Source organism: Massilia sp. R2A-15 (assembly GCF_030704305.1).
Classification (GTDB): Bacteria; Pseudomonadota; Gammaproteobacteria; order Burkholderiales; family Burkholderiaceae_D; genus JAFCUW01.
Window position 1 is genome coordinate 3,832,807 of sequence record NZ_CP131935.1, and the last position, 12,940, is coordinate 3,845,746.

At 66.1% G+C, this 12,940-nt stretch carries 12 protein-coding genes; 6 read left to right on the forward strand and 6 right to left on the reverse strand.

What is annotated here, in order from left to right:
* Nucleotides 1-13 precede the first annotated feature (13 nt).
* The 5 genes from hutH to ada all read right to left on the reverse strand — a co-directional run bounded on the left by hutH (nt 14) and on the right by ada (nt 6,944).
* Nucleotides 14-1,552 carry a histidine ammonia-lyase gene (hutH, locus tag Q4S45_RS17580; protein WP_305506494.1) on the reverse strand — a complete coding sequence of 513 codons (1,539 nt, stop codon included), beginning with the start codon at nt 1,550-1,552 and terminating at the stop codon, nt 14-16.
* Nucleotides 1,549-3,249, reverse strand: a complete 1,701-nt coding sequence (hutU, locus tag Q4S45_RS17585; RefSeq protein WP_305506496.1) for a urocanate hydratase — start codon at nt 3,247-3,249, stop codon at nt 1,549-1,551. The genes hutH and hutU overlap by 4 nt, the downstream gene beginning before the upstream one ends.
* Before the next feature lie 92 nt (nt 3,250-3,341).
* A complete protein-coding gene (locus Q4S45_RS17590; protein ID WP_305506497.1) occupies nt 3,342-5,000 on the reverse strand; it encodes an amidohydrolase in 1,659 nt (552 codons plus the stop codon).
* A 202-nt stretch (nt 5,001-5,202) separates the two neighbouring features.
* Nucleotides 5,203-5,937 (reverse strand): 2OG-Fe(II) oxygenase, encoded by a 735-nt coding sequence (locus Q4S45_RS17595; protein WP_305512142.1) that lies wholly within the window; start codon nt 5,935-5,937, stop codon nt 5,203-5,205.
* A complete protein-coding gene (ada, locus tag Q4S45_RS17600; protein ID WP_305506499.1) occupies nt 5,886-6,944 on the reverse strand; it encodes a bifunctional DNA-binding transcriptional regulator/O6-methylguanine-DNA methyltransferase Ada in 1,059 nt (352 codons plus the stop codon). The genes Q4S45_RS17595 and ada overlap by 52 nt, the downstream gene beginning before the upstream one ends.
* A 128-nt stretch (nt 6,945-7,072) precedes the next feature.
* On the opposite strand from ada, the gene hutC reads away from it, so the two are divergent.
* The 6 genes from hutC to Q4S45_RS17630 all read left to right on the forward strand — a co-directional run bounded on the left by hutC (nt 7,073) and on the right by Q4S45_RS17630 (nt 12,525).
* Nucleotides 7,073-7,792, forward strand: coding sequence for a histidine utilization repressor (gene hutC / locus Q4S45_RS17605; RefSeq protein WP_305506501.1), 720 nt, complete (start codon nt 7,073-7,075; stop codon nt 7,790-7,792).
* 283 nt (nt 7,793-8,075) lie between these two features.
* A complete protein-coding gene (gene trxA, locus Q4S45_RS17610; protein ID WP_305506503.1) occupies nt 8,076-8,402 on the forward strand; it encodes a thioredoxin TrxA in 327 nt (108 codons plus the stop codon).
* 140 nt (nt 8,403-8,542) lie between these two features.
* Nucleotides 8,543-9,805, forward strand: coding sequence for a transcription termination factor Rho (gene rho, locus Q4S45_RS17615; protein ID WP_305506505.1), 1,263 nt, complete (start codon nt 8,543-8,545; stop codon nt 9,803-9,805).
* A 129-nt stretch (nt 9,806-9,934) separates the two neighbouring features.
* Nucleotides 9,935-10,234 carry a hypothetical protein gene (locus Q4S45_RS17620; RefSeq protein WP_305506507.1) on the forward strand — a complete coding sequence of 100 codons (300 nt, stop codon included), beginning with the start codon at nt 9,935-9,937 and terminating at the stop codon, nt 10,232-10,234.
* A 160-nt stretch (nt 10,235-10,394) separates the two neighbouring features.
* Nucleotides 10,395-10,664, forward strand: coding sequence for a type B 50S ribosomal protein L31 (locus Q4S45_RS17625; protein ID WP_305506509.1), 270 nt, complete (start codon nt 10,395-10,397; stop codon nt 10,662-10,664).
* Nucleotides 10,665-10,764: 100 nt separating this feature from the next.
* Nucleotides 10,765-12,525: a glycosyltransferase family 39 protein gene (locus tag Q4S45_RS17630; RefSeq protein WP_305506511.1), complete on the forward strand. Its 1,761-nt coding sequence runs from the start codon at nt 10,765-10,767 to the stop codon at nt 12,523-12,525.
* Here Q4S45_RS17630 and Q4S45_RS17635 read toward each other — a convergent pair.
* A complete protein-coding gene (locus Q4S45_RS17635; protein WP_305506513.1) occupies nt 12,479-12,856 on the reverse strand; it encodes a hypothetical protein in 378 nt (125 codons plus the stop codon). The genes Q4S45_RS17630 and Q4S45_RS17635 overlap by 47 nt on opposite strands.
* Between the last annotated feature and the right edge of the window lie 84 nt (nt 12,857-12,940).

A 12,940-nucleotide genomic window follows, 5' to 3' on the forward strand; every position in this document is an offset into this window, starting at 1 on the left:
CGCCTCTCCTTCCTTATTGGTGAAGCGCCGTGAACAGCTCCTTGCACGACGCGCTCAGCGTCCCCTTGATCACCATCTGCTTGGCCGCTTCGATGTCGGGCGCGAAGAAGCGGTCGGCCTCGAAGAACGGCACCTGGCGGCGCAGCTGCTCATGCACGTGCTCGAGGTGGCCGGAACTGGCCAGCGGGCGGTGGAAGTCGATGCCCTGCGCCGCGGCCAGCAGTTCAATGCCGATGATGACAGCTGTATTGTGCGCCATATCGTCAAGCCGGCGCGCCGCGAAGGTGGCCATGCTGACGTGGTCTTCCTGGTTGGCCGAGGTCGGCAGGCTGTCGACGCTGGCCGGATGCGCCAGCGACTTGTTCTCCGACGCCAGCGCTGCCGCGGTGACGTGGGCGATCATGAAGCCGGAATTGACGCCCGGCTCGCGCACCAGGAACGGCGGCAGGCCGGACAAGGTGGCGTCGATCAGCAGCGCGATGCGGCGCTCGGCCAGGCCGCCGATTTCGGCGATCGCCAGCGCCAGCGTGTCGGCCGCGAAGGCGACCGGCTCGGCGTGGAAGTTCCCGCCCGAGATGATCTCGCCGCCGAAGATCAGCGGATTGTCGGTCACGGCGTTCGCTTCGATCAGCAGGGTGCGGCCGGCGTTGCCGATGATGTCCATGACGGCGCCCATCACCTGCGGCTGGCAGCGCAGGCTGTACGGGTCCTGCACACGCTCGTCGCCGACCAGGTGCGAGGCGCGGATTGCGCTGCCGGCCACCAGCTCGCGATAGATCCTGGCGGTGGCGATCTGGCCGGGCTGGCCGCGCACCTCGTGCACGCGCGCGTCGAACGGCGCGTCGCTGCCCTTGGCGGCATCCAGCGACAGGGCGCCGGCGACGATCGCCGCCTCCAGCAGGCGCTCGGCCATGAACAGGCCGTGCAGCGCCAGCGCGGTCGATACCTGGGTGCCGTTGATCAGCGCCAGGCCCTCTTTCGCCGCCAGCACGACCGGCGCGATGCCGGCCCCGGACAGCGCTTCGGCCGCGTCGGCCAGTTCGCCGTTGACGCGCACCTGGCCGACGCCGAGCATCGCCAGCGTCATGTGCGCCAGCGGCGCCAGGTCACCCGACGCGCCGACCGAGCCCTTGGCCGGAATCGCCGGCATGATGCCCGCGTTGTACAGCGCGACCAGCGTTTCGACGATCACCGGGCGCACGCCGGAGAAGCCGCGCGCCAGGCTGCCGATCTTCATCAGCATGACCAGGCGCACGACGGCGTCCGACAGCAGTTCGCCGGTGCCCACCGAATGCGACAGGATCAGGTTGCGCTGCAGCTGTTCGAGCTGGTCGTCGGGAATGCGCGACTTGGCCAGGATGCCGAAGCCGGTGTTGATGCCGTAGGCCGCGTCGCCCTTCGCGACGATCGCGCGCACGGATGCGGCGGAGGCTTCGATGGCCGGCCAGGCGCTGTCCGCCAGCTTGATCGGCGCCGGACGCTCCCACACGTTGCGCAAATCGGTCAGCGTCATCGCGCCGGGAGTCAGGGTCCACATAGAATTCGTCATCATTTTTTAATCATCGGTAAATCGAGGCCATTGCGCTCGGCGCAGGCGATTGCGGTATCGTAGCCGGCATCGGCGTGGCGCATCACGCCCGAGCCGCTGTCGTTGACCAGCACGCGCGCCAGGCGCTTCGCCGCCGCTTCGGTGCCGTCGGCGACGATCACCATGCCGGCGTGCTGCGAGTAGCCCATGCCCACGCCGCCGCCGTGGTGCAGCGACACCCAGGTCGCGCCGCCGGCGGTGTTGAGCATCGCGTTCAGCAGCGGCCAGTCGGACACCGCGTCGGTCCCGTCGCGCATGCTTTCCGTTTCGCGATTGGGACTGGCGACCGAGCCGGTATCGAGGTGGTCGCGGCCGATCACGATCGGCGCCTTCAATTCGCCCTTGCGCACCATCTCGTTGAACGCCAGGCCGGCGATGTGCCGTTCGCCCAGCCCCAGCCAGCAGATGCGCGCCGGCAGGCCCTGGAACGCGATCCGTTCGCGCGCCATGTCGAGCCAATGATGCACCTGTTTCTGCTCCGGGAAAAGCTCCTTGATCTTGGCGTCGGTCTTGTAGATGTCTTCCGGGTCGCCCGACAGCGCCACCCAGCGGAACGGACCGCGGCCTTCGCAGAACTGCGGCCGGATGTAGGCCGGCACGAAGCCGGGGAACGCGAAGGCATCGGCCACGCCCTGGTCGAACGCGACCTGGCGGATGTTGTTGCCGTAGTCGACTGCCTTGACGCCCATCGCGTGGAAGTCGAGGATCGCTTGCACGTGCTGCGCGCACGACGCGGCGGCGGCGTCGCGCAGGCGCGCGTGCTGGCTGGCGTCCTGCTGCGCCGCCTTCCATTCGGCCACGCTCCAGCCTATCGGCAGGTAGCCGTTGATCAGGTCATGCGCCGAGGTCTGGTCGGTGACCAGGTCGGGCACGATGCCGCCGGCTTTGGCGCGGCGCACCAGTTCCGGCAGCACCTCGGCCGCATTGCCGAGCAATCCGATCGACACCGCCTCGCGGTTTGCGGTGTGCTGCTTGACCAGCGCGATCGCTTCGTCGATGTTCGCTGCCTGCTTGTCCAGGTAGCCGGTGCGCAGGCGGAAGTCGATGGAGCTTTGCTGGCATTCGATGTTGAGCGACACCGCGCCGGCGAAGCTGGCCGCCAGCGGCTGCGCGCCGCCCATGCCGCCCAGGCCCGCGGTAAGGATCCAGCGCCCGCCCCAGTCGCCGCCGAAATGCTGGCGCCCGGCTTCGGCGAAGGTCTCGTAGGTGCCCTGCACGATGCCCTGGGTGCCGATGTAGATCCAGCTGCCGGCCGTCATCTGCCCGTACATGAACAGGCCCTTGCGGTCCAGTTCATTGAAATGCTCCCAGGTGGCCCACTTCGGCACCAGGTTCGAATTGGCGATCAGCACGCGCGGCGCGTCGGTGTGGGTCTGGAATACGCCCACCGGCTTGCCCGACTGGATCAGCAAGGTCTGGTCGTCTTCCAGGGTGCGCAGCGAGGCGAGGATCTGGTCGAAGCAGGCCCAGTTGCGCGCGGCGCGGCCGATGCCGCCGTAGACCACCAGGTGCTGCGGGTTTTCCGCGACCGCCGGGTCCAGGTTATTTTGCAGCATCCGGTAGGCCGCCTCGGTCAGCCAGCTTTTGCAGGACAGTTCAGTGCCGCGTGGCGCGTGGATCACGCGGGTGGAATCGAAGCGGGGATCGGCGTCGGTGCTCATGACAGCTCCTGGGGTGGGTGAAGTTAGCTGAAAGTCTAGGTTGTCTATACAAGCCAGTCAACCTTTTTCGGCGCCTCCACCCCGCTTACCTATCACTTCTTCGGGTAAACCTGGCGCCCGGCGACCCAGGTTTGCAGCACCACCGTCTTGCGGATGTCGGACGCCGGGATGGTGAACAGGTCGCGGTCGACGACGATGAAATCGGCCCACTTGCCCGCTTCCAGCGAGCCGACCACGTTTTCCTGGTGGGCGGCGTAGGCCGCGTCGAGCGTGAAGCAGCGGAACGCCTCGCGCACGTTCATCGCCTGGTCGGCGTGCCAGCCGGCGGCCGGCTGGTTCTTCGCATCCTGGCGGGTGACGGCGGCGTGGATGCCGTAGAACGGATTGGGCGCCTCGACCGGGAAGTCGGAACCGCAGGCGATGTGCGAGCCCTGCTTGAGGAAGGTGCGCCAGGCGTAGGCGCCCTTGATCCGCTCGGCGCCGACGCGCTGTTCGGCCATGTTCATGTCGGACGTCGCGTGGGTCGGCTGCATCGACGGGATGATGCCGATGTCGCGGAAGCGCGGGATGTCGGCAAGCGCCACCACTTGCGCGTGCTCGATGCGGTGGCGCAGGCCGGACGTCGCGGTCTTCGGCACCAGCTGCTCGAAGCCCTCCAGCACCTGATGGTTGCCCGCGTCGCCGATGGCGTGAACGTTGACCTGGTAGCCCTTCTTCATCGCCTTCTGCATCATCGCGCGCAGGTCGGCGTCGGTGTGGAACAGCAGGCCGTGCGAGGTTTTCTCGTCGCTGTACGGCTCCAGCATCGCCGCGCCGCGGCTGCCCAGCGCGCCGTCGGAATACAGTTTCACCGCGCGCAGCGCGTACATGTCGTCGGCGTAGCTTTTCAGCGGACCTTTTTTGGAGAGCTGGTCGAAATCGCGCTCGGTGCCGCCGATCATGGCGTAGATGCGGGCCGTGAGCTTGCCGTGGTCGGCGTAGTCGCGGAACAGCGCGTCGTTGCCGACTTCGATGCCGGCGTCGTGCACGCTGGTCAGGCCGACCCGCGCGATCTCCGCCAGCGAACGGTCGAGCGCAATGCGCGCTTCCGCCTCGCCCTGCTTCGGCAGCACTTTCTCGACCAGGTCCTTGGCCGCGTCGACCAGGACGCCGGTGGCGTTGCCGCTGGCGTCGCGCATGATCTTGCCGCCGGCGGGGTCCGGCGTCGATTTGGTGATGCCGGCCAGTTGCAGCGCGCGGCTGTTGGCCCAGCCGGCGTGGCCGTCGACGCGCGCGAGCCACATCGGGCGGTCGGCCACGGCGCCATCGAGCTCCGCCGCAGTCGGGAATCGTCCCAGCTTCCAGATCTCCTGGTTCCAGCCGCGCCCGCGCAGCCATGCCTGGCTCGGATTGGCCCTGGCGTAGGCGGCCGCCGCCTTCAGCGCGTCCGCGAGCGAAGTCGTGCCCGAGAGGTCGAGCTGGGTCAGCATGTCGCCCAGACTGAACACGTGGCCATGGGCGTCGATCAGGCCCGGCAGCACGGTCTTGCCCTGCATGTCGATGTGGCGTGCTTTGGGCGCCTTGGCCGCCACTTCCGGCGCGCCGCCGAGGGCGATGATCTTGCCCTTGTCGTCGAAGGCGAGCGAGACGAAGTGCACCAGTTCTCCCTTGCTGTTAAGTGTGTAGCCGTTGGCGCGGTCGATGACGGTATCGGCGTGGGCGGCGGACAAGGCGCCGAGGGAAGCGAGGGCGAACAGCGTGGACAGGCGCATCTACAAATCTCCGGAAGAATTTTATCTCGTGAGTGTAGCTGAACCCGGGCCTGAGCCGCGGGGTCAGACCCTTTAAACAATGGGGTCAGACCTGTTTAAAAGTCGGGCAGAAATATAAAAAGCCTTATAAAAAGCGGGTCCGCCCCCAATTTGCTCGGCAGCAAACCTGGGTCTGACCCGCGGGGTCAGACCCGTTGCCAGCCTACGTCGCGTCGTGGAAGATGATGCCGAGGGTGTGGCGCAGACCGGAGCGCAGCCGGCTCACGCCATGCCGCATCGCGACGCGGTACGGTCCGCGCGCACCGTTCACCGGCCGCAGGTTGACCGGGAAGATCACGGCGTCGCCCTGCTGCAGCGGCACCGCTTCGACGCGCGACTGCATCCGCGGCCGCTGCTCGGTCAGCACGAATTCGCCGCCGCTGAAGTCTTCGCCGGGCCGCGACAGCAGCACCGCCACCTGCAGCGGGAACACGTGCTCTCCATACAGGTCCTGGTGCAGGCAGTTGTAGTCGCCCTCGCGGTACTGCAGCAGCAGCGGCGTTGGGCGCAGCTGGCCGGCCGCATGACAGCGCACGATGAATTCGTCATGCTGCGCAGGGAACCGCGTTTCGATGTCGAGCGCCTGGTGCCAGCGGTTGGCGATGACGGCAAGCGGCGGATACAGCTCGCGCCGCAGCTGCGCCAGCCCGTCCGGCAGCGGATATGCAAAATATCGATACTCGCCGCGCCCGAAACCGTGGCGCTCCATCACCACCCGGCTGCGAAACAGGTCCGGCGATGCATAGCTCGCCGCGTAGGCAGCGCATTGCGCGGGCGTCAGCAATCCCGGCGCCACCGCGCATCCGTGTTCATCGAGTTCCGCGGCGATGCGCTCCCAGTCGAGCCTCACGCGCCGCTCTCGCGCTTGAGCAGCGCGGCCTTGCGCTCGACGCCCCAGCGGTAGCCGGAGATCGATCCATCCTGCCGCACCACGCGGTGGCACGGAATCGCCACCGCGACCGGATTGGCCGCGCAGGCGCCGGCGATCGCGCGCGCGCCCTGTGCGATGCCGACGCGCTCGGCCAGCTCGGCGTAGCTGACCGTTTCGCCGGCCGGTATCGCGCGCAGCGCCTGCCACACGCGCTGCTGGAACGCGGTGCCGCGCACGTCGAGCGGCAGGTCGAGGCCGATCGCCGGATGCTCGACGAAGCCGACCACCTTGGCCACAGTCTGTTCGAAATCGGCCTCGGCGCCGCGCAGTTCGGCGCGCGGGAAGCGGTCCTGCAGGTCGCGCGCCAGCGCATCGGGGTCGTCGCCGATCAGGATCGCGCAGATGCCCTTGCCGGTAGCGGCGACGAGGATCGCGCCCAGCGAGCAGGCGCCGATGGCGAACCGGATCGAGGCGCCGCTGCCGCCGGCGCGGAACGCCTTCGGGCTCATGCCGAGCACCGCGTCGGTGGCTGCGTAGAAGCGCCCGCTCGAGTTGAAGCCGGCCGCGTAGATGGCGTCGGTGACGCTCGGCGCCGCGGCCACCTCCTGCTGCATGCGCCGCGCGCGCCGCGCCGCCGCGTAGGCTTTCGGCGTGATCCCTGTGTGCGCCTTGAAGATGCGGTGGAAGTGGAAGCGGCTCATGCCGCAGGCCTGCGCCAGGCTGTCGAGGTCCGGCGCGTCTTCGCTCGCATCGATCAGGCGGCACGCCGCGGCCACCGCCTGCGCGTGCCGCTCGGCCAGCGGCGGCTGGTCCGGCTTGCAGCGCAGGCAGGGCCGGAAGCCCGCCTGCTCGGCGCTGGCGCAGCTGTCGTGGAAGGCGACGTTCTTGCGCAGCGCCGGCCGCGCGCCGCAGGAAGGCCGGCAGTAGACGCCGGTGCTGCTGACCGAATACCAGAACTGGCCGTCGGCCTGCGCGTCGCGCCGCTGGACCGCGTCCCAGCGCGCCGCGTCGCTCGTGTAGTGTGATGCTGTCATCGTGTTGCCTCTGTTGGTTCGTGCCTGAACCATCATGCTGCGCCCGGCGGCCGATCAAGTCACCCCGGGTCTTGCTTTTGAATTCAAGTGCTAGAATCGAATTTTGGGACCGTCCTTCGGAGAGTAGTTTGGAAGACCAGATCGCGCAAGAGAGCACGCCCATTTTCCAGCGTATCAAAGACTACCTCACCGGCGAGATCGCCGCCGGGCGCTGGAAGGAAGGCGAAGTGGTCCCGTCGGAGCAGGCGCTGGTGCGCCAGTTCGGGGTCTCGCGCATGACCGTCAACCGCGCCGTGCGCGAGCTCACCGCCGAACAGGTGCTTACGCGCCGCCAGGGCTCGGGCACCTTCGTCGCGCCGAAAAAATACCAGGCCACGCTGGTCGAGATCAAGAGCATCGCCGACGAGATCCGCGCGCGCGGCCATGTCCACGCCAGCAGCCTGCGCCTGCTGGAGCAGTCCCGGGCGAGCGAGGCGCTGGCGCACCAGTTCGAGCTGGCGCCGGGCAGCGCGCTGTTCCATTCGGTGATCGTCCATTTCGAGAACGCCGTGCCGATCCAGGTCGAGGACCGCTGGGTCAACCCGGCCTGCGCACCGCGCTACCTGGAGCAGGACTTCGCCGCCATCACGCCCAACGAGCACCTGATGGAGGCCGCGCCGCTGCAGGGCGCCACCTACAGCATCGAGGCGCTGGCCGCGCCGCGCGAGGTGGCCGAGATGCTGGCGATCGCGCCGCACGGCAGCTGCCTGGTGCTCAAGCGCCGCACCACCTCGATGGGCCGGGTCGCCTCGGTGGTCACGATGTGGCATCCCGGCGCGCTGTATCAATACACCGGCAGCGTCGGATAAGGTTCCCGCAACCCGGCCCAGGATCGGCGCCGCGCAAGGACGCTTGCACAATACTTAACTTTTCATGCAAAGCGACGCCCCTTTTTGGGAAAATAGGTTATTATTTCGTCTAATTCCCCGCCTGACGCCCCCTTGTCACTCCCCACTTATTGAATTTGCGCACTCCGTCGCCACCATAAGTGTTGCAAGAACAGGAAGCTGGCTGGCATGCCGTCATCAAGTCCGCGATCGGACCGGGCAAGCCAAGGCGTAATTTGACCCCACCCTCTGTTGAGGAAAGAATATGAGCGAAAATATCAAACACATCAGCGATGCATCTTTCGAGGCCGACGTGCTCAAGTCCGAGCGCCCGGTACTGGTCGATTTCTGGGCCGAGTGGTGCGGTCCGTGCAAGGCGATCGGCCCGATCCTCGAGGAAGTGGCCAAGGAATACGACGGCAAGATCCTGGTCGCCAAGATGGACGTCGACGCCAACCAGGCCGTGCCGGCCAAGTTCGGCATCCGCGGCATCCCGACGCTGATCCTGTTCAAGAACGGCGTTGCAGCCGCGCAGAAGGTGGGCGCCATGGCCAAGGGCCAGCTGACTTCCTTCATCGACAGCAACATCTGATATGATGCCGGCGGCAGCGCGCCCGCGCTAGCCGCCTGATCCGGCCGGGAAGAGAACCAGCCCTCGTTTGACTCCTTCCCCCTTGATTAACCCACGTAACTCCCTCCCCTACCTTTAATTCCCGTCACGGGACTCAACTCATGCACTTATCTGAACTGAAGGCAATGCACGTCTCGGCACTTCTCGAGATGGCCATTGGCCTCGACATCGACAACGCGGCCCGCTTGCGCAAACAGGAACTGATGTTTGCGATCCTGAAGAAGCGCGCCAAGTCGGGCGAACAAATTTTCGGCGACGGCGCCCTCGAGGTGCTGCCGGACGGCTTCGGCTTCCTGCGCTCGCCCGACGCGTCCTACATGGCCTCGACCGACGACATCTACATCTCGCCGTCGCAGATCCGCCGCTTCAACCTGCACACCGGCGACTCGATCGAAGGCGAAGTGCGCACGCCGAAGGACGGCGAACGCTATTTCGCGCTGGTCAAGGTCGACAAGGTCAATGGCGAATCGCCCGAAGCGTCGAAGCACCGCATCCTGTTTGAGAACCTGACGCCGCTGCACCCGAACGAGCCGCTGCGCCTCGAGCGCGAGATGATGGGCCAGGAGAACATCACCGGCCGCATCATCGACCTGATCGCGCCGATCGGCAAAGGCCAGCGCGGCCTGCTGGTGGCGTCGCCAAAGTCGGGCAAATCGGTCATCCTGCAGCACATGGCGCACGCGATCACCGCGAACCATCCTGACTGCACCCTGATCGTGCTGCTGATCGACGAGCGTCCGGAAGAAGTGACGGAGATGCAGCGCTCGGTGCGCGGCGAAGTCGTCGCCTCGACCTTCGACGAGCCGGCCACCCGCCACGTGCAGGTCGCCGAGATGGTGATGGAAAAGGCCAAGCGCCTGGTCGAAATGAAGAAGGACGTCGTGATCCTGCTCGACTCGATCACCCGCCTGGCGCGCGCCTACAACACCGTGATCCCGGCTTCGGGCAAGGTGCTGACCGGCGGCGTCGACGCCAACGCGCTGCAGCGTCCGAAGCGGTTCTTCGGCGCGGCGCGTAACATCGAAGAAGGCGGCTCGCTGACCATCATCGCCACCGCGCTGATCGAAACCGGCTCGCGCATGGACGACGTGATCTTTGAAGAATTCAAGGGCACCGGCAACATGGAAGTGCACCTCGAGCGCCGCCTGGCCGAGAAGCGCGTCTACCCGGCGATCAACCTGAACAAGTCGGGCACCCGCCGCGAAGAGCTGCTGATCAAGCCGGACCAGCTGCAGAAGATCTGGATCCTGCGCAAGCTGCTGTACTCGATGGACGAGATCGAAGCGATGGAGTTCATCCTCGACAAGATGAAGGCAACGAAGAACAATGTGGAGTTCTTCGACCTGATGCGCCGCGGCGGCTAAGGCCACCGAAAGCATCGACAAAGGGACGCTTCGGCGTCCCTTTTTAGTTCCGGGCGCACGATAGGCGCAGGTCAGGGTGGAATCGATAGCTCATGCGACAGTCGAGTATTCCGACCAACTATCGCTGCCATGAGCGCACCTTCCGATGTTCCAGAGCCTGAGCTTGCAAACAGCGAGCCGCCTGCCTACTATCATAAGATGGATAGGCGATTGATCATCCTCGAAACACGTTTCGATGTAATTTTGCCAACGATCGCGACAAAGTCCGACCTTATCGAGTTGCGCTCCCAGCTTGATGCGCGTATTTCGAAGCTCGAAGTCGACATGCATAAATCATTCACTACGATGACCCACTGGATGGTGGGAGTTGCGGTCAGCCTCCTGATCGGTTTCGCGGGAGTTATTGCCGCGGTGCTAACCAAAATCTGATTTGGCAGCTTGCTGGACGGTTCGGATTGCCTCAATCCTCCAACTGGCTTATAATCGCCGGTTGCAGTAACTAACCCCTGGCAAGTGATCGGCAATCGGGTCAAGAGGCAAGACGACCGACGAAGTGCAGTTTGGCTACCAACACTCAAGAGGCAAGACCATGCGTAAAGATATCCACCCAGATTACCGCGATGTTGTGTTCCACGACGTTTCGTGCGACTTCAAATTCATCTCCCGTTCGACCATCCAGACCCGTGAGAAAATCACCCACGAAGGTCAGGAGTACCCACTGGTCAAGATCGAGGTGTCGGCTGAATCGCACCCGTTCTACACCGGCAAGCACAAGATCGTCGACACCGCTGGCCGCGTCGAGAAATTCCGCCAGAAATTCGGCGCTGTCGGTTCGAAGACTGCAGTCGCCAACGGCTAAGTTTTCCGCAGCACGTGAAAAAAGCAGCTACGGCTGCTTTTTTTTCGCGGATACTACGCACTAAGCAAATTAAGGGCTGTGCCCGCTACCAATGTTATCGATGAAGCCAGTCCGCCTCCCCGCCGCCGCCACCCTCGCCTTGCCACGCTGGGCCATCTTCGGCCTCGGCCTGCTGTACATCCTGCCAGGCCTGATCGGGCGCGATCCATGGAAGGACGACGCCGCCAGCTTCGGCATCATGTGGACCATGGCGCACGGCGGCATCAACGACTGGCTCATGCCCAATATCGCCGGTCTGCCCGCGGCCGAAGAAGGCCCGCTGGCATTCTGGCTCGGCGCCCTGTGCATCAAGCTGTTCGGCTGGCTGCTGGGCGACGTGATGGCCGCTCGCGTATCGACCATCGGCATCTTCGTCACCGGCGCGCTGTCGGTCTGGTACACCGCCTTCCACCTGGGCCGGCGCGCCGACGCCCAGCCGCTGCGCCTGGCCTTCGGCGGCCAGCCCGAACCGAACGACTACGGCCGCACCCTGGCCGACACCGCCACCCTGATCTACCTCGGCTGCCTCGGCCTGTTGTTGCATAGCCACGAAACCCTGGCCGTCACCCTGCAAGGCTCACTGCTGGCCTATTTCCTCTACCGCGCCGTGCGCTACGTGGAGGCGCCCGGCCCGCGCAATGCCGTGCTGATCGGCGTGGCGCTTGGCACGCTGACGCTGACGCGCGGCTGGCTGTCGCCCGTCACGCTGACGCTGGCGCTGGCGCTGTGCACCCATTTTCTCGACATGCCCATGGCGCGCACGCTGCGCGACCTGGCCACGGCCGTGCTGGTGGCGCTCTTGATCACGCTGATCTGGATCGTGCCGTCGGCCGTGCTGCATCCGCTGAACCTGTCGCCGGTCGAATCCTGGATGGCCTGGAACTTCAGCCAGATCGGGCTGCCGTCGTGGGACTCGCTCAAGGCCTTCTTCAAGGTGGGCATCTGGTTCTTCTGGCCGGCGTGGCCGTTTGCGCTGTGGGCGATCTACGCCTGGCGGCGCCAGCGCCACCTGCTGCACATCGTGCTGCCGCTGTCGTTCGTCGGCGCCCTCACGCTGCTGATCCTGTTCGATCCGTCGCCGGAAAACGGCGACCTGCTGAAACTCTTGCCGCCGCTGGCCATCATGGCCGCCTTCGGCCTGCCGGCGATGAAGCGCGGCGCCATCAACGCGATCGACTGGTTCTCCGTGATGGTGCTGACCATGATCGCCGCCGTGACCTGGCTGTGGTGGATCGCCACGCTGACCGGCTGGCCGCACCAGCTGGCCAAGAACGCCGCACGCCTGCTGCCGGGCTTCCACGCCGAGTTCGGCCTGCTGTCCTTCCTGGTCGCCGCCGCCGCCACCATCGGCTGGTTCGTGCTGGTGCACTGGCGCATCTCGCGCCAGCCGGCCGTGCTGTGGCGCGCGGTGGTGCTATCCTCGGGCGGCCTGATCCTGTTCTGGGTGCTGTTGATGACGCTGCTGCTGCCGCAGCTCAATTTCGGCAAGAGCTACCGCGCCGTCGCGCAGCAGATCGTAGCCCACGTGCCGGAAGGCAGCGACTGCATCGCCACCAATGTCGGCCCGGCGCAGCGCGCCTCGTTCGCCTATTACGGCCCGCTGGCGTTCGCCGGCGCCGGCGTCACCCAGTGCAACCTGCTGCTGCTGCAAGACAGCGTGGACCTGAAGGACGACCGCGAAATCCAGCCGGCGTTCCGCGGCAAGCAATGGTCGCTGCTGTGGGAAGGCCGGCGCGCGATCGACCGCCGCGAGCGCTTCCGGCTGTACCGGCGCGTCAGCGGCGTGCCGACGCCGCCAGCAGCAGCAGCCCCGGCACGATGAAGATGGCGGTGAACGGCTGGTAGCCCGTCGCCACCAGCTCGAACAGGCCGAACGCCAGGTAGCCGGCGCCGATCGCCGGCACCACCAGCGGCGGCAGCGGGCGCCCCAGTTGCGCCGCGCGGAACAGCGCGATCACGATCGCGCCAAACACCAGCATCGCCATGCCCCCGAAGTACCACGCCATTTGCATGCCTTGCACTAGGTCGGGCGACGCCGCCGACCTGGCCAATTCGGCGCGGATGCCCGGCCATCCCATCAGCGTATGCGCCACGCTGCTCAGCACGAGGATCGCGCCGCCGAGGTAGCCGAGGAAGATGCGGGTCTTGTTCATGGTTCCGGTTCGAAAAAGGATGGGATCGCCAGCATACGCAGTTGCCGCGGCCCGCGCCAGCGCTGGATTTACCCCGATTGCATA